Annotated in this window: 25 protein-coding genes; 11 read left to right on the forward strand and 14 right to left on the reverse strand. The window is 67.1% G+C overall.

The annotated features are described in order from the left end of the window. Both DBO33_RS13495 and DBO33_RS13500 read right to left on the reverse strand, forming a co-directional pair. Window positions 1-771: an IclR family transcriptional regulator gene (locus tag DBO33_RS13495; RefSeq protein ID WP_107655338.1), complete on the reverse strand. Its 771-nt coding sequence runs from the start codon at window positions 769-771 to the stop codon at window positions 1-3. A 47-nt stretch (window positions 772-818) separates the two neighbouring features. After that, window positions 819-1,862 carry a sugar kinase gene (locus DBO33_RS13500; protein WP_234390824.1) on the reverse strand — a complete coding sequence of 348 codons (1,044 nt, stop codon included), beginning with the start codon at window positions 1,860-1,862 and terminating at the stop codon, window positions 819-821. A 147-nt stretch (window positions 1,863-2,009) separates the two neighbouring features. Here DBO33_RS13500 and DBO33_RS13505 point away from each other — a divergent pair, with 147 nt between their 5' ends. From DBO33_RS13505 to DBO33_RS42750, 7 genes are all read left to right on the forward strand, one after another. Continuing rightward, complete coding sequence (locus tag DBO33_RS13505) at window positions 2,010-3,302, forward strand: amino acid deaminase (RefSeq protein WP_456093894.1); 1,293 nt, start codon at window positions 2,010-2,012, stop codon at window positions 3,300-3,302. Window positions 3,303-3,312: 10 nt separating this feature from the next. Further along, on the forward strand, window positions 3,313-4,926 hold the full coding sequence (locus DBO33_RS13510) for an N-acyl-D-amino-acid deacylase family protein (RefSeq protein ID WP_107655340.1): 1,614 nt from the start codon (window positions 3,313-3,315) through the stop codon (window positions 4,924-4,926). Further along, the gene (locus tag DBO33_RS13515) at window positions 4,923-5,546 is read left to right on the forward strand and encodes a bifunctional 4-hydroxy-2-oxoglutarate aldolase/2-dehydro-3-deoxy-phosphogluconate aldolase (protein WP_107655341.1); all 624 of its coding nucleotides are present in this window, start codon (window positions 4,923-4,925) and stop codon (window positions 5,544-5,546) included. Before DBO33_RS13510 ends, DBO33_RS13515 begins: the two co-directional genes overlap by 4 nt. Window positions 5,547-5,555: 9 nt before the next feature. Then, window positions 5,556-7,013, forward strand: a complete 1,458-nt coding sequence (locus DBO33_RS13520) for a GntP family permease (protein WP_107655342.1) — start codon at window positions 5,556-5,558, stop codon at window positions 7,011-7,013. A 239-nt stretch (window positions 7,014-7,252) separates the two neighbouring features. Continuing rightward, window positions 7,253-7,477, forward strand: coding sequence for a hypothetical protein (locus DBO33_RS13525; RefSeq protein WP_107655343.1), 225 nt, complete (start codon window positions 7,253-7,255; stop codon window positions 7,475-7,477). A 6-nt stretch (window positions 7,478-7,483) separates the two neighbouring features. Beyond that, the gene (locus tag DBO33_RS42740; protein ID WP_159080235.1) at window positions 7,484-7,651 is read left to right on the forward strand and encodes a hypothetical protein; all 168 of its coding nucleotides are present in this window, start codon (window positions 7,484-7,486) and stop codon (window positions 7,649-7,651) included. A gap of 1,262 nt (window positions 7,652-8,913) precedes the next feature. Next, a complete protein-coding gene (locus DBO33_RS42750) occupies window positions 8,914-9,201 on the forward strand; it encodes a hypothetical protein (RefSeq protein ID WP_159080237.1) in 288 nt (95 codons plus the stop codon). Here the strand turns inward: DBO33_RS42750 and DBO33_RS13530 are convergent. Next, on the reverse strand, window positions 9,195-9,674 hold the full coding sequence (locus DBO33_RS13530; protein WP_199856602.1) for a hypothetical protein: 480 nt from the start codon (window positions 9,672-9,674) through the stop codon (window positions 9,195-9,197). The two genes, DBO33_RS42750 and DBO33_RS13530, sit on opposite strands and share 7 nt — an antisense overlap. A 14-nt stretch (window positions 9,675-9,688) precedes the next feature. After that, window positions 9,689-10,624, reverse strand: a complete 936-nt coding sequence (locus DBO33_RS13535; protein ID WP_199856603.1) for a hypothetical protein — start codon at window positions 10,622-10,624, stop codon at window positions 9,689-9,691. A gap of 364 nt (window positions 10,625-10,988) precedes the next feature. Here DBO33_RS13535 and DBO33_RS13540 point away from each other — a divergent pair, with 364 nt between their 5' ends. Beyond that, complete coding sequence (locus DBO33_RS13540; RefSeq protein ID WP_107655345.1) at window positions 10,989-12,089, forward strand: FAD-dependent oxidoreductase; 1,101 nt, start codon at window positions 10,989-10,991, stop codon at window positions 12,087-12,089. Window positions 12,090-12,192: 103 nt separating this feature from the next. Here the strand turns inward: DBO33_RS13540 and DBO33_RS13545 are convergent, their stop codons facing one another. Both DBO33_RS13545 and DBO33_RS13550 read right to left on the reverse strand, forming a co-directional pair. Continuing rightward, window positions 12,193-13,170: a helix-turn-helix transcriptional regulator gene (locus DBO33_RS13545; RefSeq protein ID WP_107660242.1), complete on the reverse strand. Its 978-nt coding sequence runs from the start codon at window positions 13,168-13,170 to the stop codon at window positions 12,193-12,195. A gap of 38 nt (window positions 13,171-13,208) precedes the next feature. Further along, window positions 13,209-14,180 (reverse strand): helix-turn-helix transcriptional regulator, encoded by a 972-nt coding sequence (locus tag DBO33_RS13550; protein WP_107655346.1) that lies wholly within the window; start codon window positions 14,178-14,180, stop codon window positions 13,209-13,211. 62 nt (window positions 14,181-14,242) lie between these two features. Here DBO33_RS13550 and DBO33_RS13555 point away from each other — a divergent pair, with 62 nt between their 5' ends. After that, the gene (locus tag DBO33_RS13555) at window positions 14,243-14,734 is read left to right on the forward strand and encodes a pyridoxamine 5'-phosphate oxidase family protein (RefSeq protein ID WP_107655347.1); all 492 of its coding nucleotides are present in this window, start codon (window positions 14,243-14,245) and stop codon (window positions 14,732-14,734) included. A gap of 13 nt (window positions 14,735-14,747) precedes the next feature. Here DBO33_RS13555 and DBO33_RS44430 read toward each other — a convergent pair whose 3' ends face one another. From DBO33_RS44430 to DBO33_RS13580, 5 genes are all read right to left on the reverse strand, one after another. Continuing rightward, window positions 14,748-15,434, reverse strand: coding sequence for a Clp protease N-terminal domain-containing protein (locus tag DBO33_RS44430; protein WP_107655348.1), 687 nt, complete (start codon window positions 15,432-15,434; stop codon window positions 14,748-14,750). A gap of 124 nt (window positions 15,435-15,558) precedes the next feature. Beyond that, window positions 15,559-16,788, reverse strand: coding sequence for an RNA polymerase sigma factor (locus tag DBO33_RS13565; RefSeq protein ID WP_107655349.1), 1,230 nt, complete (start codon window positions 16,786-16,788; stop codon window positions 15,559-15,561). Then, entirely contained in the window at window positions 16,789-17,130 is a 342-nt protein-coding gene (locus tag DBO33_RS13570; RefSeq protein ID WP_107655350.1) for a YciI family protein, read from the reverse strand. Between the two features lie 91 nt (window positions 17,131-17,221). Then, window positions 17,222-18,001 (reverse strand): isocitrate lyase/PEP mutase family protein, encoded by a 780-nt coding sequence (locus DBO33_RS13575; protein WP_107655351.1) that lies wholly within the window; start codon window positions 17,999-18,001, stop codon window positions 17,222-17,224. Then, window positions 17,998-18,681: a hypothetical protein gene (locus tag DBO33_RS13580; RefSeq protein WP_107660243.1), complete on the reverse strand. Its 684-nt coding sequence runs from the start codon at window positions 18,679-18,681 to the stop codon at window positions 17,998-18,000. The genes DBO33_RS13575 and DBO33_RS13580 overlap by 4 nt, the downstream gene beginning before the upstream one ends. A gap of 61 nt (window positions 18,682-18,742) precedes the next feature. On the opposite strand from DBO33_RS13580, the gene DBO33_RS13585 reads away from it, so the two are divergent. Beyond that, window positions 18,743-19,504 (forward strand): ArsR/SmtB family transcription factor, encoded by a 762-nt coding sequence (locus DBO33_RS13585; RefSeq protein ID WP_107655352.1) that lies wholly within the window; start codon window positions 18,743-18,745, stop codon window positions 19,502-19,504. Here the strand turns inward: DBO33_RS13585 and DBO33_RS42755 are convergent. Both DBO33_RS42755 and DBO33_RS13590 read right to left on the reverse strand, forming a co-directional pair. Continuing rightward, window positions 19,455-19,655: a hypothetical protein gene (locus tag DBO33_RS42755; RefSeq protein WP_159080238.1), complete on the reverse strand. Its 201-nt coding sequence runs from the start codon at window positions 19,653-19,655 to the stop codon at window positions 19,455-19,457. The two genes, DBO33_RS13585 and DBO33_RS42755, sit on opposite strands and share 50 nt — an antisense overlap. A 92-nt stretch (window positions 19,656-19,747) precedes the next feature. Further along, entirely contained in the window at window positions 19,748-20,422 is a 675-nt protein-coding gene (locus tag DBO33_RS13590; protein WP_107655353.1) for a TetR/AcrR family transcriptional regulator, read from the reverse strand. Between the two features lie 48 nt (window positions 20,423-20,470). On the opposite strand from DBO33_RS13590, the gene DBO33_RS13595 reads away from it, so the two are divergent. Beyond that, entirely contained in the window at window positions 20,471-21,715 is a 1,245-nt protein-coding gene (locus DBO33_RS13595) for a YhgE/Pip domain-containing protein (RefSeq protein WP_107655354.1), read from the forward strand. Between the two features lie 75 nt (window positions 21,716-21,790). Here DBO33_RS13595 and DBO33_RS13600 read toward each other — a convergent pair whose 3' ends face one another. Next, window positions 21,791-22,225: a VOC family protein gene (locus tag DBO33_RS13600; protein WP_107655355.1), complete on the reverse strand. Its 435-nt coding sequence runs from the start codon at window positions 22,223-22,225 to the stop codon at window positions 21,791-21,793. Window positions 22,226-22,231 lie beyond the last annotated feature (6 nt).

The following is a 22,231-nucleotide window of genomic DNA, read 5'->3' on the forward strand; positions in this document are numbered from 1 at the left end:
TCAGCCTTTCGTGGCGGTGGTGGCTCGGCCGGGAATCCAGCCGAGCTCGGCGGAGATGGCGTCGGCCGCCGCGCGAACCCGCGGCAGTTGGGCCAGTACCTGGTCGTGGTCGAGCAGCATGTCCGGCACCGACATGGAGACGGCGGCGACCACCGCGCCGGTGCCGTTGCGCACCGGGACGCCGATGCAGTTGACGAAGCTCTCGTGTTCCTCGTGGTCTTCCGCATAACCCAGGGCGGCAACCTTTTCCAGCTCGATCAGGTAGCGCTCGGGGGTGCGGATGGTTCGTTCGGTGAAGGGGTGGAAGTCGATCTTCTCGGCGATGACCCGCCATTCCGAGCGGGGCAGCGACGAGATGAGCACCTTGCCGACGGCGGTGCAGTGCAGCGGGGCCGGGCGGCCCACCCGCGAGTACATCCGCACACTCTGGGTGGCGTCGAGCTTGTCGATGTAGATGACATCGCCGGACTCGTAGGTGGCGAGATGGATCGTCTGTCTGGTGTCGGCGTTGAGCGCGCTCAGATGCGGCCGCGCGAGCGTGCGTACGTCGCGCTGCTCCAGTGTGCGGTTGGCCAGTTCGAACAGCCGCGACCCGAGCACATACTTGTGCTGACTGTCGTGGGTGACGAAGCGCTGCGCCTCCATCGTCTGCAGCAGCCGCAGCACCGTCGATTTGTGCACGCTGAGCTGGGTCGCCAACTGGTCCAGCGATCGCGAATCCTCGCCGAGGGCAACAAGAATGGTCAACGCACGCGACAAACTCTGACTCATGACTGTGACTCGCTGACTTCAGGGTGACTCATGGCGTGATTCCTTGCTCATGAGGCCACATTCTCGATGACGGTATCGTTGTAATGCAGTTCGGCCCAGGTGGTTTCGTCCACCGCGGCCAACCGTTCCAGTATCGCCGGTGCGGGCAGTTGCGCGCCGTCACCGGTTCCGGTGAGCGCGGCGGCGGCACAGAGGTGGCCGAAGCGCAGTCGCTGCGCCAGCGACCGGTCGTGCAGCAGCGCGGCGAGATAACCGCCGGCGAAAGCGTCACCCGCGCCGATGCGTTCGGTGACCTCCAGCCCGAGCGCGGGCACCTCGACGCGGTGCGCGCCGTCGAATCCGGTGACCGAGTGCGCGTCGTTCTTGACGATCAGCTGCGGGGGTTCCGGGAACAGCGCGCGCAATTCGTCGGCGTCGTCGGTGCCGAACACGGCGCCGGCCTCGTCCGCGCCGAGGAAGACCACGTCGCAGCCGCGCACGTGCCGGGCGAGTACGTCGGCGGGTTTCTCGGCGCGCCCGGACCAGAGCGTGGGCCGGAAGTTCAGGTCGAAACTCACCAGCCTGCCCTCGCGGGGCAGCGCCAGCAGGGCCTCGGTGAGCGCGGTCGCCGACGCCGAGAGCGCGGTGGTGATCCCGGTGAAGTGGACCAGGTCGCAGTTCGCGAGCAGCCGCGCTGCCGGGGTGGCGGCGAGGTCGGCCGGGGACAGTGCGCTGGCCGCGGAGCCGGTCCGGTAGTACAGCATCCGGCTCGCCCGTTCGGCCAGGTCGGTGGCCTTGCCCGAGCCGCTCCCGCGCTCCTTGACGTATACTGCGGTCGGCCTGCCGGGATCGGTGACCACCGCCGACACGTCGACGCCGCGTTCGGTGAGGTGGGTGAGCAGGTATCGGCCGAATCCGTCGTCGCCCACCCGCGACAACCAGGCCGTGTCGACCCCCAGCTGCGGCAGTACGGTGGCCACGTTCGCCTCCGCACCGCCCGCCGTCCGCTCGAAGATCTCCGACTCCTCCAGGGGTCCCGGCTGTGCGACCAGCACGGCAAGTCCCTCGCCGACGGTTACCGCCCGTGGGCGGGTCGACGTAGGCCACGTCACACCGATCTCCTTCCTGTGCTTGCGGCCACCGGCCATCCCGTGCAGAATAACCACACGAAACACGATGCGCAACAAGCATTGCAGAATATGCAATAGCGAGATGCTATGTAAGAACACGCGAATTCGCTGGGAAGGAATGCCGTGGCGATCGACGAAGACGTCGTAGCAGGACTCGGAGACCGGACGCTCGGTCCCGAGCACAAAGGGCTGCCGCCCGCCGCCTGGGGTCGCACCGTGCGCGAATTCCTCGCCACCGCACCGGAGCTCGCGCAGTTCGAGACGCCGCTGCTGACCATCGACCGGTCGGCCGTCGAGGCGAACGTCGCCGTCATGGCCGACTGGGCGAGTGCCGCGGGCGTGCAACTCGCGCCGCACGGCAAAACCACTATGTCGCCGCAGCTCTGGGCGCAGCAGCTGGCCGCGGGTTGCTGGGGCATCACGCTGGCCACCATCTGGCAGGTGCAGGTGGCGCGCTCGTTCGGGGTCGGCCGGATCCTGCTGGCCAACGCGCTTGTCGACCCGGTCGGCTTGCATTGGGTCGCAGCGGAATCGGCGCAGGATCCTTCCTTCGAGTTCGTCTGCTGGGCGGACAGCGTCGAGACCGTCGTGCTGATGGACGAGCACCTGCGGACCGCGCCGGGTACGGCTCAGGTCCGGGTGCTGGTGGAACTCGGTGGGCCGCACGGCCGTACCGGCGCACGCACGGTCGAACAGGCGCGGGAGGTCGCGGCGGCGATCACCGACGCCGAGCGACTCACGCTGGCCGGTGTCGGTGGCTACGAGGGCGCACTCGCACACGACCGTACGCCTGGAGCCACCGATACGGTACGGCACTACCTCGACGAACTCGCCCGCCTGCACCGTGAAATCGCCGCCGCCGGACAGTATCCGGACGGTGCGATCGTGACCGCTGGCGGCAGTGCATACCCGGACCTGGTGGTCGAACATCTGGCGGGCCTCGCCGATGAGCAAGGCGCACAGGGTGTTCCGACCTCGGTGGTGCTGCGTTCCGGCGCGTACATCATTCACGACGACGGTTTCTACGCGGGCATCTCCCCGTTCGCCGCGACGCGCAGCGAAAAGCCGCTCCGTTCGGCTATGCACGGCTGGGCGCGCACGCTGTCGCGTCCGGAGCCGGAACTGGCGCTGCTGGACGCGGGCAGGCGCGACCTGCCCTTCGATGAGGGGCTTCCGGTCCCGCAACGCGTTGCGGGACCGGAAGGTTCGGCGCTGGACCCGGCCGCGACGGTATCCGCGCTGAACGACCAGCACACGTTCCTGCGGCTGCCCCCGGGCACCGAGCTGCCGGTCGGCGCCGTGGTGCGGCTCGGTCTGTCGCATCCCTGTACCGCCTTCGACAAGTGGCGGCTCATCCCGGTCATCGATGACGCCGACGCGCCGTCGCCGCGGGTCGTCGACTTCCTGCACACCTTCTTCTGAGCTGCGGATCATGACGGACTTACTCTTTCGCGACATCGACATCATCGACGGCACCGGTGCGCCGAGCTACCGCGGCGACGTGCTCGTCGAGCAGGGGCGGATTTCGCGCATCGCCGAGCCGGGCAGTATCTCCGGTGCGGACCGGGTCATCGATGCCGGTCCGGGTGCCGCGCTGTGCCCGGGCTTCATCGACATGCACGCCCACTCCGATCTGCATCTACTGACCGAACCCGGGCACTTCCCGAAGGTCAGCCAGGGCATAACCACCGAGGTGATCGGGCAGGACGGGCTGTCCTACGCCCCGATCGACGACGCCACCCTCGCGGTGGTGCGGCGCCAAATCGCCGGGTGGAACGGCAATCCCGCCGATCTCGACTTCTCCTGGCGCACCGTCGGCGAGTACCTGGACCGGCTCGATCGCGGGATCACGCCCAACGCAGCCTATTTGGTGCCGCAGGGCACGTTGCGGCTGCTCGTGGTCGGCGCCGAACAGCGTCCGGCGACGGCGGCGGAGATCGTCCGCATGCAGGAGCTGCTCGCGCAGGGCTTGCGCGAGGGCGCGGTCGGCATGTCCAGCGGGCTCACCTACACGCCCGGGATGTACGCCGACACCGGTGAATTGGCGGCGCTGTGCACGGTGGTCGCCGAGTTCGGCGGGTTCTACGCGCCGCACACCCGGTCCTACGGCGCGGGCGCGCTGGAGGCGTACGCGGAGATGATCGAGCTGGCCAAGAGCACCGGCTGCGCGCTGCACCTGACCCACGCCACCATGAACTTCCACGTGAATCGTGGCCGCGCACCGGAATTCCTGGCACTGATCGACGCCGCGCGCGCCGCGGGCTGCGACATCACCCTGGACACGTACCCGTATCTTCCTGGCGCGACCACACTGTCGGCGCTGCTGCCGAGCTGGGCGATGTCCGGCGGCCCGGACGCGGCCCTTGCCCGCCTCGACGATCCCGAGACGCGGGCGCGAATTGCCGTGGATGTGAACGTGAACGGGTCCGACGGCTGTCACGGCGTGACCGTCGAGTGGGAGACCATCCAGATCAGCGGCGTGGGCAACGCGGAACTCGAAGGCTACGTCGGCAAGCGGCTGGACGAGATCGCCGCCGAGCGCGACATGGCGCCGGTCGAGGTGTTCTTCGAACTGCTGCGCCGCGATCAGCTGGCCACCAGCATCCTGCAACACGTCGGGCACGAGGAGAACGTGCGCGCGATCATGGTGCACCCCGGGCACATGGGCGGCAGTGACGCGCTGCTCGCTCCGGCTCGGCCGCACCCGCGCGCCTGGGGCACCTTCCCGCGCTACCTGGGCCACTACGTTCGCGAACTCGGTGTGCTCGAGCTCGAAGACTGTGTGCACCACCTGACGGGCCGGCCCGCCGCTCGGCTACGGCTGCGTGACCGCGGCCTGGTCCGTACCGGCTACGCCGCCGATCTGGTGGTGTTCGACCCTGCCACCGTGGTGGACACCGCCACCTTCGACAATCCGAAGCAGCAGGCGCGCGGCATCCGGCACGTGCTCGTCAACGGCGAGTTCGCCATCGAGAACGGTGCGCCCACCGGCACTCTCGCCGGACGCGCGCTGCGCATGGACGCCTCGCGAAAGGAGTCATCTTGAGTACCTCGGCCATCGAGGTCATCCGCGCCGACCGCGTGCTGAGCGTGGTGCGCGCACCGGAGATCCCCGATCCGGTCGCGCTCGCCGAAGCGCTTGCCTCGTCCGGGATCCGGGCGCTGGAACTCACCTTCACCACGCCGGGTGTGCTGGGCTATCTCGCTACGGCTGCCGCGGCCGAGGGTGCGGTGCTCGGTGTCGGCACCGTGCTCACCGGTGAACAAGCCAAGGCCGCCATCGACAGTGGCGCGCGGTTCCTGGTCACGCCGGGACTACGCACCGATGTCGCCGAAGTCGCCGCGCAGCACGACATCCCGGTCGTGATGGGCGCTTTCACGCCGAGCGAGGTGCTCACCGCGCTCGATCTCGGCGCGGCGGCGGTGAAGATCTTCCCCGCCAGGGCACTCGGCCCCGGCTACCTGAAGGACCTGCGTGGTCCATTCCCTGACGTGGCGCTCATCCCTTCCGGGGGCGTCAATGCGGGGAACGCCGCCGAATTCCTGGCCGCGGGCGCGATTGCCGTCACGGCGGGTACCGACGTTGTTTCCCCTTCCGATGTCGCCGCGGGCCGCTGGTCCGAAATCGCTACTCGTGCGGCATCGTTCGTTCGATCCATGAATTGAGAGGTCCACATGGGCGCCGTTGATTGGCTGCGCACCACAACCCCGGGGCTGCTTGTGCTCTGCGGGTTGGCGATCGCCGTGTTGCTGTTCGCCATCATCAAGGTCAAGCTGGAGCCGTTCATCGCGCTGCTGCTCACCGGACTCGGGCTGGCGCTCGCCGCCGGGCTGCCGGTGTCGAAGATCGTCGGCACCGCGATCAAGGCCGGTGATTCCCTGCTGGAGACCGGCTTCGGTGGCATCCTCGGGCACATCGCGGTGATCATCGGGCTCGGCACCGTGCTCGGCGCGATACTCGAACGCTCCGGCGGCGCCGACGTATTGACCGGCAAGCTGCTGAACCTGTTCGGCGAGAAGGGCGCTCCGTTCGCCATGGGCCTGCTCGGGCTCATCTTCGGCATCCCGGTGTTCTTCGACATCGGCATCTTCGTGCTCGCGCCGCTGATCTATGTGGCCGCCAAGCGCGGTGGCCGCTCGCTGGTGCTGTACGCGATGCCGATGCTCGCGGGTCTGTCGATGACGCACGCCTTCCTGCCGCCACACCCGGGCCCGGTTGCCCTGGGCGGGCTGCTCGGCGTCAGCCTCGGCTGGTTGATCCTGATGGGATTCGTTTGTGGCCTGCCGGGATTCGTGGCAGCGGGTCTCGTGTGGGGCAGCTACATCGGCAAGCGGATACACGTCGAGGTGCCCGACGAGTTCCTGGTGCGCAAGGAAGATGAGCAGACCGCTCCCGATGAGGGGGAGCGTGTCTCCGACGGTTCCGGTGGGGTCGCGACGAAGACCGTTACGGTCACACCGCCTTCGGTCGGGCTGATCGGCGCGATCATCGCCATTCCGCTGGTGCTGATCCTGGGTGCCACCTTCGGAACCCAAATGCTGGACAAGGACTCGCAGCTGCTGCAGGTGCTGACGTTCTTCGGCACGCCCGCGGTGGCGCTGCTCATCGCGGTGCTGATCGCGTTCTACGTGCTCGGCGTGCGGCGCGGGTCCACCGTGCAGGAGCTCAGTGAGCTGACCGCGGAATCGTTGCGGCCGGTGGGCATGCTGCTGCTGGTGGTCGGCGCGGGCGCTTTCTTCGGCAAGGTCATCTCCGCCACCGGCATCGGCACCGCCCTGGCGGACACCATGTCCGCGGCCGGGCTGCCGGTGATCGTGCTCGCCTACATCATCAGCTGCGGGCTGCGCATCGCCCAGGGCTCGGCGACCGTCGCGATCGTCACCACGGGCGGCATCGTCGCCCCGCTGGTGGCGAGCCAGAACTACTCGCAGATGTCGATCGCGTTGATCGCCATGGCCATCGCCGCGGGCTCGATCATCCTCAGCCACGTCAACGACGGCGGCTTCTGGATCATCGCGAAGTACTTCAACCTGACCGTCAAGCAGACCCTGCAGACCTGGACCGTGCTCGAAACGATCCTGTCCGTGGTGAGTTTCGCGGTCGCGGCGATCCTGTTCGCGATCGTCAGCTGAATTGCGCGGACCCTCGGGTCCGCGGTGTCGAGGTCCGTTGCGGGGCCGGACAACTCGTGGCACAGCCGCCCGTCGGAAGCGACGAGCGGTCCCGCCCAGTCCGGCCCCGCTTCGGCGTTTCGCCGGAGCGCGCTGCCGCCCCGCACCACGGCTTCCGAGTCTGGTAGCTCGACATAACGGGCCAGTTCACACGAGCCGGCACCGAAATCTCCGACCGCGACGGCGATGTCGCCCCTGGCGTGTGGAAGACCCGCGACAACCGGTTCGTGGTCGGTTCCTATGTCCCCGGTCATCCGAACGCACACCTGCTGGTGGTGATGTTCTGGGAACGCACCATCGCTGAAGATCCGGACAACTGTGATCTGACGGTCCGCGTCGACGTCGCGGACCTGACGCACGCACAACAGGTCGTGGATCAAATCACCATGGCCATGGCCGCCGCGCCAGCGGAGCAGACCAGCTGATGCGAGGTGGAGACCGACAACGGTCTCCACCTCGCCGACATCCCCAGCGAAACGGAGACCAAAATCAGGCGCCTGGTCACCCCGCACGCCCTAAACGACGACAAGCGCACCCTGCTGCAAATGCTCGGCCTGATCGAGACCGCCAGCAATGTCGCAGGTGAGAGGACGTACTGACCCTCGGTTCGCTGAGGGGCGGAATGCTCGTCGCCGTTTCTGTCCGTCATCGGGACCCCCGTTCTGAGCAGGCTTAATCCGATCGGCGCGCCAATCGCTGATCTTTTCGGTCACGTGCGCGAGGTTCTTGGGGGCGTGGTGTAGCGCTGGGTGTGTCACCAGTCCGTGGCGTGGGTGGTGCCGAATACTGATCAGGTTTGATGCTTCCCTGCTGGATGGAGATCGTCCGGTGTCCTTGCTTGTCATTCGTCGTCGTCACAGGAGGTTGGCATGGCAGCTCGTGTGCGGAAGATGTGTTCGGTGGTCGCGGTGACCGCGGCCGTGCTGGGTGCAGGGATCGGCACCGCGGTCTCGGCGACTGCAGCACCAACTGGGGAAGGACAGTGCACAGGTACCAAGGTCGAGGACGACGCGGACAAACCGCTTATCATCTCGGCTTGTAAGCGTGCCCACAGCGCCGCCACCCGCGCCGCCACCGCCACCACCGCCATCCGCAAGGTCGTTGGCGACGCCGCACAGGCCCGCGCCACCGCCACCAAAGCTCGCGCCGACGCCAACGCCTTTGCCGCCGAAGACCCACCCGACGCCGAGCTCGTCGCCCGCACCGCCGGAGACGCCACCCGCGCCGAAGCCGACGCTGCCGCCGCTGAAGCCACCGACGCCGCAGCAACTGACGCCGCTGCCCGCGCTGCCGACGCAGCAGCCGCCACCACCTCAGCCGACGCCGCTACCGCCGCCCGCGCCGCTGCTGATGCCGCTGACGCTGCCACCTCNCTGCCGCAGCCGACAGGCCCAAGGATGCAGAGCTTGCCGACAGAGCGGATCAGGCGGAGAAGGCAGCAGTGGAAGGCTTGCAAGCCTCTGCCGACATGCCCAAAAGCGAAGAGACTGGCGGCAGCCCTCAGAAGAAGGACGACGACGACTAGGTCAGGTCTCCCAATAACAGCGCGAGCAGTTCCTAATGCGTGTCATTAGAAGCCGTTACCGATCACGGTTCGCGATCATGTAGCGGCAGGACCAACTGGCTTACGGAATCACCCCGAACACATCCGTTCGGGGTGATTTCTGTCGGTGCCGACTGGTACAACCCTGGTCATGTTTGACCAGATCCGGTCCGCGCGTTTCGCGCTCGACCAGGTGGCATCCACACTCGACCGCCACTCCATACGCGGCGAATAGCTCCCCCGTGATCACATGAGCAAAATGGCGGGCATCATCCGCGACGCGATGGCCGCCTATGACAAGGCCCTGGCACCCCCAGAATGACCGAGCCCGAAGACCTGATGACCGCCGAGCAGCAAGCCCTCGTGCTCGCGGTAGTCGACACGCAACAAAGCAACCCAGCCGGTCACAGACGAACAACTCGCCAGATTCCTCGGAGAGCCCCTCGCGGACGTCGCCGCGGTACGCCGCATGAACTACCGAACGTCGTGTTCCAGCCGGGTGAGCCACCGAAAATCGTGCTCGCCCGGATGCTCGATGTGCTCGAGGCATTCGATCAGGGTGAGGACTACACGCCCCCGCCGGCCGACGCAGACGGCCGCTACTGACTGCGCTTCGAGCCGTCAGGCCAAACGATCGCGACCGGGACACCGCGGTCGCGCGCTAGCTCTACCACGGTGCCGGTGCCGCCCTTCTCGCCAGCGCCACCATCCCACACTGCGATCAGGCGGTCGCACGACGTAAGCATCGCTTCATTCGCAGCCTCGTATGCTTCGCGGCCGACGTCCGGGAAGTCCATTACATGAACAGCGTCAGCCTTACCCAACAGCTGATCAAACAACTCGGCGTGATCCGGCTTCACTTTCCGCTCACGGTAGTTCTGCGCCGGAAGCACAACTTCGAGCGTGCCGCCTGCATCAAGTACGGCCTGAGCGAAAACGGAGTCGGCGCCGCGGGCAATGCAGCTGATACCAGTTAGGTTGGTCGAGTCCTCCTCGGCAAGCAGTTCCATGATCGCGTCGTACACCAGCGGCGCGGTGTTCTCGGTGATGTTCATGTGCCCGGTGACTCCGATGCGCACCAATCCAACTCCTCCTATGCCGTCGCGACCAGCAAGGGCTTCATCTGACCGCGCAGCTCAGCCACACGACCCACCTGCACGAACTGTTCAGTCGCGCGATACACCTTGATCAGTTTCTTCTGAACACGATCTGAGGCTGTTTTCCCCACCGCCTCCACCGCAGTCTCTCCGATCCGGCAGGCTTCTTCCAGTTCGCCCTCGATGAGTCGAGCCTCCAACATTCCCAGCTGGTCCAAGGCGGCACTGCGCCGTCGGTTCGGGCGGCGCAGCTTGACAGCTTGGTCAATCTGCTCGGCTGCCGCAGTTGCGAACGCGGGTTCTCGTCGCGCCATCTCCAGCAGCCGCCCGCCGACTGTCCCCGCCAGCTCTGCCGTGTCGAAGTAGTTGATCCAGTAGGGATCGGTGCTTGGATCCGAGTTGCTGAGCGCTTCGTGGGCCCTGTCGCTGGCTCGGCGAAATGCCGTGGGCCGCCCCAACTTTCCGTATGCCCACGCTTCCCGCGTGTGAAGCATCGCGTTGACGGTTGCAGTGATCCGGTCGCCGAAATGGTCTTGTGCGATCCGAATCAGTTCAAGCGCGTCCGCCGCTCGCTCCCGCTCGACGCTCTCCCGCGGGCAAGCCATTCCGTAGTGGTCGAGAGAAAGCAGCTGTCGAGCCATCCCGGCCAGAGCGTTCGCGCACAGTGCGGGGTCGTCGGCTTCTTTCGCTGCGCGGACTGCCACGGCGTAGTACTGCTGCGCCTTGCTCTGACGACCGGAGTCCCACGACATCGTGGCAGCGGTTTCGGCCAGCAGCGTTTTCGTCCTCATCAGGCGGCGTTTGATCTCTGGAGGATGGGAGTCCCGCAGTATCTCGTTGACCTCGCTGAGCTGACCGACGACTGCCTTGCGGCGCAGGCCGCCGCCGAACTGATCATCCCATTGGCGGAAACGAATGCGCCCGACTCGCAAGACGAGTCGGGCGCATTGGTCGAATGGGCGGTGGCCGCACTGTTCAGATTGTGGGGAACGTCGATCACGTCTCCGTATGTCTGGCAGTGGCCGGTCCTGCCGGGGATTGCGAGGAAGGCCCGCCAACCTACGAGGGTCCGGCCAGGTCCGTGCCGGTGGCCGTTCCTACAGAGGACGGGGCTGGGCACGATCCAGCGGCCGTCACAGGTTCGGTACAGGCGGAGCCGCCCGCGATCGATGCGCCCCCGGACCGGCGCGTGCCCGTCAGTCGCGAGGCCACCGCGGCGGTCGCGCGAGGTCCTCGGTGGATCGGGTCGGTGGGTGGCGGCTTACGCTCGTGACGATCTGAGAGGGAGGTGTCACGATGGCCAAGGCGATCATCGTCGGCGGCGGAATCGGCGGTCTGACCACCGCCGTCGCATTGAGCCGGCGCGGCTGGACGGTGGAGGTGCTGGAGCGGGCTCCCGAGATCAGCGAGGTCGGTGCGGGAATTTCGCTGTGGCCGAACGCACTTCGCGCGCTGGATGCGATCGGTCTCGGCGAACAGGTGCGTGCGCGGGCCATCGAGGAAGGCTCGTCGGGCATCCGGGACAGCTCGGGGCGGTGGCTGTCGCGCATCGATGTCGAAGGGATTCGCGCGCGGTACGGCAGCCCGATCATGATGCACCGCGCCGATCTGCTGGACATCCTGCTCGCGGCGCTTCCGGAAGCTGTTCTGCGCGCAGGTGTCGCGGTGACCGAGGCGCGGACCGACGGCACCGTGGTGCACTCCGCCGGTACCTCCACCGGTGACCTGGTCGTCGGTGCCGACGGTATTCGCAGCGTCGTGCGACGTGCGGTCTGCGGCGATGTCGCCCCGCGCTACAGCGGCTACACCGCTTGGCGGCTGGTGACCACTCCCGCCGAGCCGATCAACAGTTTGGGTGAAACTTGGGGCCGTGGTGAACGTTTCGGCCTGGGCGGGCTTTCCGATGGTCGTGTCTACTGCTTCGCGGTCGTCAACATGCCCGAGGGCCTTCCCGGTGGCGGTCTGGCCGAGTTACGCCGCCGGTTCGGTACCTGGCACGAGCCGATCCCGTCGCTGCTCGCGTCGGCCGACGAGTCCGCCGTCCTCAAACACGACCTCTACGATCTTCCCGACCTGAAAACCTATGTCGCGGATCGCATCGCCCTCGTCGGCGACGCCGCCCATGCGATGACGCCCAACCTGGGGCAGGGTGCGTGTCAGGCGATCGAAGACGCCGTCATTCTCGCCCGGGTCGCCACCGAGGACGCAGACCTGACCAGGTACGACCGCGAGCGCAGGCCTCGTACTCAGATGATCGTCGCCCGTTCCCGCCAGATGGGCACGATCGCGCAGCTGTCCTCGCCGCCGCTCGTCGCCATCCGTAATGCGGCGCTGCGGCTTGTCCCCGCCTCGGCGCAAGCCAAATCCCTTGCGCCGGTGCTGGACTGGACCTGCTGACGATCCGGATCCTGGACCGATCTCGCTGGTTGCCTCGTGATGGGCGCTGACCCTGTCCGTACTCCGAGGTGGGATTCAGATGACGTTCAGCTAGCGGCGCTGCTCAATCGTGTTCCTGCGCAGGGAAATCGCGCAGCGCACGGTGACAGCGGGTGGCTTGGGCGCGCAGGGCGGTGACCAGTTCCGGCGGGCCGGACAGCAGCGTGAAGTCGATGTCCACCGAGGTGATCATCCAGACGAGGGAGTCGGGTGTTTCGGCACCTACCTGGAGGCGGCAGGTTTCCGCGTCGACGGGTTCGAGGACGCCCATGCCCGGCCAGATGTTCGGGGTGGCGGTCTCGGCGGAGGTGTGCAGCAGGACGGTGGCCTGGTACGGCCAGGCGCGGGTGGACAGTTGGTGCGAAAGATAGGTGGCGACATCGCCTTCCGGCGGTTCGCGCGGGGTGAAGCGCGGACCGGTGGGGATGCGCGGGGTGAGCCGGTCGGCGCGGAAGGTGCGCCAGTCGGCGCGGTCGACGTCCCAGGCCACCAGGTACCAGTGGCGGCTGAAATGGACCAGGGTGTGCGGTTCCACCGTGCGCACGGTGGTGGCGCCGTTGTGGGCGCGGTAGTCGAAGCGGAGGCGTTCGTGGCGTTGGCAGGCCTCGGCGACGGCCATCAGCGTCTCCGGTTCGACCGCCGTGCCGGGGGCACTGACTCGTATGGTGGCGCCGCGCAAGGTACGGACGCGGTGGCGCAGGCGCGGAGGCAGCACCTGCTCGAGTTTGGTCAGCGCGCGCAGCGACGATTCCTCGATGCCCGCCACGGTTCCGTCCGAAGCGCTGCGCAGACCGACCGCTACCGCGACCGCCTCGTCATCATCGAGCAGCAGCGGGGGGAGGGCCGCGCCCGCGCCGAGGCGGTAGCCGCCGGTGCCCTGGGTGGCGTGCACCGGATAGCCGAGCTCGCGGAGCCGGTCGACATCGCGGCGCACGGTGCGGCTGGTGACGTGCAGTCGTTCGGCCAGTTCGGCGCCGGTCCAGTCGCGGTGGGCCTGTAGTAAAGCGAGCAGTCTGAGCAAGCGCGCCGACGTCTCCAACATGCGATCCAGCATGGCAGACCGTTAGGAACGCAACTGTCCTAAGTAACGTTGTAGAGCGCGTGCATTCGACCGGCCGTTTCGGCTACTCGCGCCCGCAATTCGGGCGGATCGAGCACCTCGGCGTATTCGCCGAGCGGCAGCAGTCCGTGGGCGAGCACCTCGTACGACTCCGACGGCAGGGTCAGTTCGACCCAGCCTGCCGCGTCGGGTTCGGTCGCCGTGGCCAGTGCCTCAGCCACCGCGACCGGTTCGTTCATCAACCGCAGCATTCGCAGATGCGTGGCGGCGATCCGGCAGCGGGCCCGGACCCGCAGCATCGATTGCGCGAAATCATCGGCGGCCGTGGACCAATGGGTGGACAGGTCGAAATCCGTTGGCCGGTCGAACGATTCGTCGGTCGGCTCGGCGGAGATAATCCTGCTGACCCGGTAGGAGCGGATCGCCGTGCCGTCGCGTGCGACCAGATACCAAGTGCCCGCCTTCATGACCAAACCGAGGGGGTCGAGCGTGCGGTGGACGACCTTGTCCTTGCGGCCGTAGCGCACCCGCAGCTTGCGATCGTGCCAGAGTCCGTCGGCGACGGCGTTCAGCGTGGGTGTCTCGTCGGGGCGGTGGAACCAGCCGGGTGCGTCGATGTGTACCCGTTCGGCGATTCTGGTTGCGCGGCCGCGCAATTCGGGCGGGAGGGCGGCCAGCACTTTGAGCTGGGCGGTGGCGAGCACGGTGCCGAGTCCGAGATCGGCTGCCGCGCCGGGCAATCCGGCGAGCAGCACGGCGTCGGCTTCGTCGGTGGTCAAGCCGGTCAGTCGAGTCCGGTAGCCGTCCACCAAACGCACGCCGCCCGCGCGACCCGGCTCGCTGTAGACCGGTACGCCGGCGGCGGACAGCGCCTCGACGTCCCGGTACACGGTACGTATCGACACTTCGAGTTCCTTGGCGAGCTCGCCCGCCGTGGTCCGGCCGCGGGTTTGCAGGATCAGCAGCAGCTGCACCAGTCGACTTGCTCGCATCAGTCGAGATTAGCCAGAAAACTGGACAGGAGATGTCAAGAATTGCTCGTATCGTGCTCGATATGGCCACTTGGAGTGAGTTCACCGCAGAAGCACCGCACATCGCCGAGATCTTCGTTCGCCGACATGCCGCCGCAGGCAACCTGTGCATGCTCGGCACCCTGCGTTCGGACGGGTTTCCGCGAATCAGTCCGATCGAGCCGCGGCTGTTCGAGGACATGCTGGTGATCGCGGGCATGCCCGGCACCACCAAGTTCCGCGATCTCGCCCGCGATCCGCGCTTCTGTCTGCACACCGCCACCACCGATACGAAGGTCAGCGACGGTGACGCGAAGTTATTCGGCACCGTGGTGGATGTCCAGGACAAGGAGGTGCACGTTCGTTTCGCGCAGGACCTGTTCGAGGAGAGCGGGTTCGATATCCGGGGTCAGGAGTTCGACCACTTCTATGTCGCCGACCTGAGCAGCGCGTCGACCGTCGAAGTGGAGGAGGACCACCTGAGTATCACCATCTGGAAGCCGGGCCAAGGGGAGCGGGTCGTGCAAAAGCAGTAATGCTCGCCGCTGGTCAGTCCTTGCGGGGCAAGCGGTTGAGCACTTCGGTGGCGAGCTGTTGCGGATCGATGCCGAGTGCGCGCAGCGCGGGATGTACGACCTCGTCCTCGTGCGCGAGCAGCCCGAGCATCAGGTGCCCGGTGTCGGCTCTGCTGTTGCTGGTCTTATGGGCTTCGGTGTCGGCGCGGGCCAACGCGCGCAGCACCAGCGGGGTGAAGCGCGGGTTGACCGGTGCGGAGGCATGGTGGGTCGCGACGGCTGCCAGGGCCCGGCGAAGTTTCTCGTGCCCGAGGCCCAGCGCGTCGACCGCGGCGGCGATCGGCGTATCGGGGTCGTCGTCGGCCGTGCTGGTCAACGCGAGCAACAGATCGCTCGCCTCGATGTGCGCGTGATTGAGCGCTCGCGCTTCCCGCAGGCTGTTCTCCAGCGCCTTCCTGGCCTGCTTGGTGAAGGGAATGTTCCCGGACACGCTGTAGTCCGCCGTCCCCGGCGTCAGCGCGATCTGCACCCTGGCCGCCGCGGGCTCGATGCCCAGCTCCGCCAGCGCACGCGCGGTGGTGGCCGCGGAACCGATCTCGCAGGCGCGCAGGATGGCGAGCAGCATGTGCTCCGGGCCGATGTAGTCGTGGCCGTGTTCTCGTGCCTCTTCTTGCGTCAGCACGATCACCCGACGGGCCTGATCGGAGAATCTCTCGAACATAGCGACCCCCTTTCGGCCATTGGCCGCTGCTATCGATGGTAGTCAACATCCGGAGCGGCTGGTCGATATCAGCGGTGTCTAGTGCCGGAGGCGATCACGGCGCGGAAGATCGGGTGCTCGGCATTCAGTCGCTCTCGGTCAACGCTCGGCGGCGACGGGCGAGAAAGGCTCGCTCGGCCGAATTCTCGGTGCGGGCGAGCGCCGCGTCGACGGCGGTCACGGCTTCGGTTGTGCGGCCGAGACGTTCGAGAAGGTCGGCCCGAATCGCGTGGTACAGGTAGTAGTTCGCGAGGTCGAGATCGTCGAGCAGCGAGAGCGCGACGGCGGGCCCGTCGACTTCGGCGACCGCTACTGCCCGGTTGAGCGCGACGATCGGACTCGGCGCCAGCACGGTCAGTTGGTCGTAGAGCTGGACGATCTGCGGCCAGTCGGTGGCGGCCGCGGTCGGGGCGTCGGTATGTACGGCGTTGATCGCGGCTTGGATCTGGTACGGCCCAGGTTGGTTGCGGCGCAGGCACTCTCGCACGATCGCGTGACCTTCTGCGATGCGTTCGCGATCCCAGCTGTCGCGGTCTTGTTCCGGCAGTGGGATCAGAGATCCGTCGGTGGCGGTGCGGGCGGCTCGGCGTGCGTCCGTCAACAGCATCAGAGCGAGCAGTCCGGCGGCTTCCGGTTCGTCGGGCATGAGCTCGGTGAGCAGGCGGCCGAGGCGGATCGCTTCGGTGCAGAGCTCGGCGCGGATGAGGCTGTCCCCGGTGGTGGCCGTGTGTCCCTCGGTGAAGATCAGATAGATGACCGCGAGGACGGCGTGCAGCCGGGCCGGGAGGTCGGCGTCGGCGGGCACGCGATAGGGGATGCGGGCATCGCGGATCTTGCCCTTGGCGCGCACAAGTCGTTGCGCCATGGTCGATTCCGAGGTCAGGAAGGCGCGGGCGATCTCCGGAGTGGTGAGCCCGCCGAGCAGCCGTAAGGTGAGCGCCACCTGGGCGGCGCGGGCCAGCGCGGGGTGGCAGCAGGTGAAGATCAGCCGTAGGCGGTCGTCGCGCACCGCACCCTCCTCGGCCGGTTCGGTGTCGGCCTGCAACAACGCGGCCTGGGCGTACTTGTCCGCGCGGGCGGCTTCCTTGCGGAGCCGATCGATCGCCCGGTTGCGTGCGGTCGTGATGATCCAGCCGGGCGGGCTCGGCGGCAGCCCGTCCGACGGCCAGCGCTGCACCGCCGCGGTGAACGCGTCCTGCACCGCGTCCTCGGCGACACCAATGTCACCGAAGACGCGGGTCAGGGTCGCGACCGCGCGGCCGTAATGTTCGGCGAACACGCGCTCGATCGCCGCGGTGGTCACGGGTGCGTTCATTTAACTGTCGTGCAGTGGCCGGACCTCGATCGGCAGCGTGATTGCCGCGGCCAGCCTGCGACCCCACTCCAGGGCTTCATCGAGATCGGTGGCCTGGATGATCGTGAAACCGCCGATGTGTTCCTTACCCTCGACGTACGGACCGTCGGTGACGAGCGCTTCGTCGTCTTTGACGCGCACCACGGTTGCGGTGCTCGGTGGATGCAGGCCGGCGGCGAAGACCCATGCGCCCGCGGACCGCAGATCGGCGTTGACCGCGTCGACATCGCGCATGATCTCGTCGATATTGTCGGGTACGCCGTCACCGTCGGGCTGGTAGATGCTCAGCAGATACTGCTTCATCGAGGTGCTCCTTCGTACAGGCCGGCCTGGTGCCGGCTTCACCGACTACACGATCGGGCACCCATCAAATCGACACCGTCGGCGAACTTTTTCAGGCGGGATCGGTGAGGGCTTGGACTCGACCGTAGCTCGGGGCTTCGGTGGGGGTGGGGTTGTCGTCGCGGACCGCTCGGGCGGCATCGACGGCGGCGGCCAATGCCGTGCGGTACAGCAGCGAACCGGTGCTGACCCGGCGGACACCGAGGTCGGCGAGCGCGGCGAGGGAGGGGCCGGTCGGTGCGTAGAGGATGTTCAGGGGGAGTGGGGTAGCGGCGACGATTCGGCTGATTTCGTCGGGGTCGGTGAGGCCGGGGACGAAGATGCCGTCGGCGCCCGCGGCCGTGTACTGCTCGACGCGGGTGGAGGTGGTGCCGGTGTCGAGTTTCAGCCAGTAGGTGTCGACGCGGGCGTTGACGAACAACTCGGGGGAGCGGGCCTTGATCGCCGCGATCAACTCGGACTGGTGATCCGGTTCGGCCAGTGCGGTTTCCGTGCGGCCGTCCTCCAGATTGACTCCGGCGATACCCAATTCCGCTAGTTGCGCGACGTATTCGGCGACGGCGCTGGGGCTTTCGCTGAAGCCACCTTCGATGTCGACGGTGACCGGCACCGGCAGCCGGGCGAGTAGCCGAGCCAGTGCCATCGTCGCCTCGGCGGCGACTCCGGTGCCGTCCGGCAGACCTGCCGCGACAGCGACGCCGAGACTGGTGGTTCCGATCGCCGGGAACCCTTCGGCCGCAAGGATTGCCGCGGAGCCGAAGTCCCAGGCGTTCGGCAGGACCAAGGGGCGGTCACCGTGGTGCAGTTCGTGGAAGATCTTCGTCTTGATCATGCGGACCCCTCGATGATTCCGGCGGCGATGGCGATGGCGTGTGCTCGGCCGGGGCAGGCGTGCGGGCCCGCCCCGAATCCCAGTCCAGGGTGCCGCATGTCGAGCTCGACCACCGTTCCGTCGACGAACCGTCTGGTCGAGCGAAGCGGTGGGTTCTCGATCATGGTCCGTTCGATGAGCTGCTCGGCGGTGCCTTCGGCGGTCAGCTGCCGAGCGTTGGCGATCAGTGCGCTGGTCGCGGCACAAGCCTGCACCAGCAGGCAGATTCGGGCCGCCGTGGTGTCGTCGGCTACGCCACTGATTGCCGCTACCAATTCAGCGACGGCCTTGTCAGCCGCAGGGTTGTCCGGCTCGTATGGTTGATAGTGCGCGGCGACGAGGGCTACGGCGTCTACGGAAATGTCATGCAGGCCAAGGGCTTCCGCCAAAGTGCGGACATGGGGCAGTGGGCCGGCGGTGATACCGGCTCGCTCGCGTAGATCAGCGGGGGAGAGCCGGTCGAGTTCCGCGGTGACCAGCGCACGCAACCGCTGGTGCTCGGCTCCCTCGGTGAAACGCGGCACGTGGCAGCGCAGCCAGGCCAGGCCGACCGGTGCGTCCACCCGGGGCACGGCGGGCACCGGTGCGTTGATCAATGTGGCGCGCACTTGCTCGGGATCGGTGATCGCAGGTGCTGTCATGCCGTGACCGTAGCCCCGGATCATTTCGGTGGCCGCCGAAACGTTCGCGCACCATCATGGGATGGTGTCATCCAGAGGAGCCGAACTAGCAGGTCTCGCCGCGTTGCTCGCCGACCGCACCCGCGCCGACATGTGCCTGGCCTTGGTCGACGGCCGCGCCTGGACCGCAGGTGAGCTCGCCCGCCACACCGGAGTGGCCGCGTCCACCGCGACCGAACACCTCGATCGCCTCCTCGCGGGCGGGCTGCTCATCGAACGCCGCCAAGGGCGGCACCGCTACATGCAACTGGCGGGCCCACAGGTGGCCGACCTGCTGGAGTCCATGGTCACCCACCTGGACCCACCCCGGCCGACGGTGACCAACCTCCGACCCGCCACCGCCGCAGCAGCTTTGGCCCGCGGCCGCACCTGCTACGACCACCTGGCCGGACGCTTGGGCGTCGCCATCACCGATGCCATGACCACCCAGGACTTCCTCGACCAGGACAACGGTTTCGCACTCACCGAAGCCGGCCTGACCTGGCTGACCGGCCCGCTGGGTATCGACCCCGCCACCCTGCGTACCACCCGCCGCCCCCTCGCCCGCCCCTGCCTCGACTGGACCGAACGCCGCACCCACCTCGGCGGCGCCGCGGGCGCTCACCTCTGCCGCCGCCTCCACGAACTCCACTGGATCACCCGCGTCGGCACCGGCCGCGCCATCCGCCTCACACCGAAAGGCGAATCCGCCCTGCAAACCCTGCTGGCCCTCGACCCCTCCGCGCTACAACCAACTACACCCCATCCCGCAACTGCCGCAGCCGATAAGCCACCCTCGAAATAACTCCCGCCAACATCCGAGCCCCCGACTCCAACCGCTCCAGCAACTCCACCAACTCGTCCTCGGTGGCCCGCGAAACATCCAACCCCCGCACCCCGGCCACCGCACTCTCCAGCGCTCTGACCTGCTCCTCAAAGGATTCGTTCGAACGCATGTTCTAATAATAGCAGCTCTGCTCTGCGTGCAACGGATGTGCCGTCGGCACGCAACTCCGCGGTACGGGCAGGAACTCGGATGCCGGTCCGCTCAGCAGTTCGGTCGTGGCGGCGCGGACAGTCGCGCGCCGGTGTCCAAGCCAGTTCGGGCGTTGGTGGCCGCACCGGTGCTGACACCCGATGGTTGGAAACTGATCGCGCTGTCGATCAGGCCAGTGAGGACGTCCTCAACGGCGTACCCCCCGATCCATGGCGCGGACGACTGCATCCTGTTCATCATCGCCATACCGTGCAGCGCCGTCGAGAGACCCGCGGCGATCACTCCTGAATCATCGGGTTCGCCGCCACGGCAGCGCGCGAGCGCGCCGGTCAGCACATCCAACGCGTCGTGTGCCCCTGAGGTTGCGCCTGTTCGCTGCGTCATCAGCGTGTAGCGCAAGGGATGTCGCCGCGCGAACGCGATATACGCGAGGCATCCATGCATGAGAAGGTCGCGAGATCCCGTCGCCTGCTCCGAACTGCCGACGATGGCGCGAACGATCTCCTCCCAACTCGCTTCGGTCACCGCGTCCAGCACCGTGTCCCGATCGGGAAAGTGCGCATAGATGGCGGGTGCGGACACGCCCGCGGCGCGCGCGATGCTGCGCAAGGTCACGTCGGATTCCGATTCGACCTCGTCGATCAACCCGGTCGCCGCGCGCACGATCTCGTGACGTAGCGCACTCCCGTGGCCTCGAGCGTTGCGTTTGCGAGGTGTCGCTGCCATGCTCTCATCTTAACACTTGTAAATAAACAATTGTAAAGTCGAGGATTCATGAAGGTCACCCACCGTTTCGCCCGCCACCCCGCCACCTGGTTGCCGCCGCTGGTAATGATGTTCGTGCTCGCGATCGCACTGCCTGCCGTTTACCTCGGCGGCACAATCGATCCGAGCGGCGATCTGAAAGACTTCCCGATCGCGATGGTCGTCGAGCCACAGACCAGCTCGGCGAACAACGCGGCGGGCCAGGTGCGCGCCGCGGTGGAATCCGCCGTGAACGACGACACCGTCACCTTCATCCCGATGACCACCGACGAGGAGAAGGAGCAGATGGGCGCCGGCAAAATCTTCGGAGCCGTGCGCATCCCTGCGAACTTCAACGCCGAGATCGCCCGTCTGACAACGGATTCGGTCGGGCCGCCCGCGCGCGCTGTGCTACACCTCGACAGCGCACCGGCATCCGGGGCCCTGAGCTCCGGGCTGTTCACCGGCCAACTCGCACCCGTGGCCGCCGCGGTGAACACCGAATTCGGAAAGGCATTGGCCGCCAACGCGACCCCCGTCACCGCCGCGACCGCACTCGCGGCGCCGTTCACCGTCTCGGCTGCCCCGCTGGTGCCGCTTCCCGCCCGCACCGGTCTTGGCACCAGCGTCTTCTATTACGGGTTGATCCTGGTGATGCTCGGCTTCGTCGGCGCCTCGGCGCTGCATCCGATGATCGACTCGGCACTCGGCTTCCAGCCGAGCGAAATGGGACCAAAGGTTCAGCGCCGCAACTATACCCACCTATCCCGGGCGCATACCCTGCTGGTCAAATGGTCGGTCATGCTGCTTGCCGCACCGCTGTGCGCCGGCGGCGCACAGCTCATCGCAGGCCCCCTGTTGCACATGCCCATTCCGGCACCGCTACAACTGTTTCTGTTCTCGACAACCACCATCGCCGCCATCGGCATCGGCGCCCTGACCGTCTTCGCGCTGTTCGGCGCGCTCGGCCCGCTGATCAACATGTTCTTCTTCGTCGCCCTCGCGATGATCTCCTCGGCCGGAACGATCCCACTGGAAGCTACGCCGACGTTCTTCCGCACGATTGCCACCTTCGAGCCGATGCGCCCCATCATCACCGGCTTGCGGTCGATCCTTTATTACGACTCCGCACCACTGTCCGGCTTGACAGCGGCCTGGGTCCACGTCGGCATCATCGGCGCCGCCGCGGCACTGACCGGCATCATCGCCACCTACCTGTTCGACCGGGTTCCCGCTTTCACCCGTCAACCCGAACTCGCTGGCACTGCAGGGTGAGAGCTCGTGGAGTCGGACAGCGAACCGGAGGACTTACTATCGGCGCTTGATCCACGGGCCTTGCGAGGAGTGTCGTCAGTGGAGTTCTTCGACCAGTCCGATGATGATGCCCTCGGGGCCGCGCACATATCCGTAGCGGAGCATGTCTTCGTATCGGGCTATCGTGCCGACGAGTTCGCCACCATGGGCGCGCAGGCGGTCGATGACGTCGTCGATGTCGTCGATGGCGAACGTCAGGCGGGGGATGCCCAGGGTGTTCACCGGTGCCTTCGGCGCGGGTTCGGTCGCCGGCGAGCGGAAGGTCGAAAGCTCGACCCGGCCATGGCCGTCCGGCGTCCGTACGACGGCCATGTCTGCTTGCACGCCGTCCAGTCGGAGGAGGTCGTCGGCCCATTGACCACCGACTGTTGCCTCGCCCTCCAACTCCAAGCCCAGTTCGATAAAGAACGCGACAGCTGCCGCGAGATCCTCGACCACAATGCCCACGTGGTCCATTCGGCGGATCGCCATGATGTT

The sequence above is a fragment of the Nocardia suismassiliense genome (genome assembly GCF_900269665.1).
In the GTDB taxonomy this organism is placed as follows: domain Bacteria; phylum Actinomycetota; class Actinomycetes; order Mycobacteriales; family Mycobacteriaceae; genus Nocardia; species Nocardia suismassiliense.

Bases quoted from the DNA above. Each gene is read 5' to 3' on its own strand.
- DBO33_RS13580 (WP_107660243.1), bottom strand. From the start codon at position 18,681: ATGACAGCACCTGCGATCACCGATCCCGAGCAAGTGCGCGCCACATTG.
- DBO33_RS13510 (WP_107655340.1), top strand. From the start codon at position 3,313: ATGACGGACTTACTCTTTCGCGACATCGACATCATCGACGGCACCGGT.
- DBO33_RS13550 (WP_107655346.1), bottom strand. From the start codon at position 14,180: ATGCGAGCAAGTCGACTGGTGCAGCTGCTGCTGATCCTGCAAACCCGC.
- DBO33_RS13570 (WP_107655350.1), bottom strand. From the start codon at position 17,130: ATGAAGCAGTATCTGCTGAGCATCTACCAGCCCGACGGTGACGGCGTA.
- DBO33_RS13595 (WP_107655354.1), top strand. From the start codon at position 20,471: ATGAAGGTCACCCACCGTTTCGCCCGCCACCCCGCCACCTGGTTGCCG.
- DBO33_RS42755 (WP_159080238.1), bottom strand. From the start codon at position 19,655: ATGCGTTCGAACGAATCCTTTGAGGAGCAGGTCAGAGCGCTGGAGAGT.
- DBO33_RS13540 (WP_107655345.1), top strand. From the start codon at position 10,989: ATGGCCAAGGCGATCATCGTCGGCGGCGGAATCGGCGGTCTGACCACC.
- DBO33_RS13555 (WP_107655347.1), top strand. From the start codon at position 14,243: ATGGCCACTTGGAGTGAGTTCACCGCAGAAGCACCGCACATCGCCGAG.
- DBO33_RS13590 (WP_107655353.1), bottom strand. From the start codon at position 20,422: ATGGCAGCGACACCTCGCAAACGCAACGCTCGAGGCCACGGGAGTGCG.
- DBO33_RS42750 (WP_159080237.1), top strand. From the start codon at position 8,914: ATGACCGAGCCCGAAGACCTGATGACCGCCGAGCAGCAAGCCCTCGTG.
- DBO33_RS13575 (WP_107655351.1), bottom strand. From the start codon at position 18,001: ATGATCAAGACGAAGATCTTCCACGAACTGCACCACGGTGACCGCCCC.
- DBO33_RS13600 (WP_107655355.1), bottom strand. From the start codon at position 22,225: ATGGCGATCCGCCGAATGGACCACGTGGGCATTGTGGTCGAGGATCTC.
- DBO33_RS13565 (WP_107655349.1), bottom strand. From the start codon at position 16,788: ATGAACGCACCCGTGACCACCGCGGCGATCGAGCGCGTGTTCGCCGAA.
- DBO33_RS44430 (WP_107655348.1), bottom strand. From the start codon at position 15,434: ATGTTCGAGAGATTCTCCGATCAGGCCCGTCGGGTGATCGTGCTGACG.
- DBO33_RS13520 (WP_107655342.1), top strand. From the start codon at position 5,556: ATGGGCGCCGTTGATTGGCTGCGCACCACAACCCCGGGGCTGCTTGTG.
- DBO33_RS13545 (WP_107660242.1), bottom strand. From the start codon at position 13,170: ATGTTGGAGACGTCGGCGCGCTTGCTCAGACTGCTCGCTTTACTACAG.
- DBO33_RS13585 (WP_107655352.1), top strand. From the start codon at position 18,743: ATGGTGTCATCCAGAGGAGCCGAACTAGCAGGTCTCGCCGCGTTGCTC.
- DBO33_RS13495 (WP_107655338.1), bottom strand. From the start codon at position 771: ATGAGTCAGAGTTTGTCGCGTGCGTTGACCATTCTTGTTGCCCTCGGC.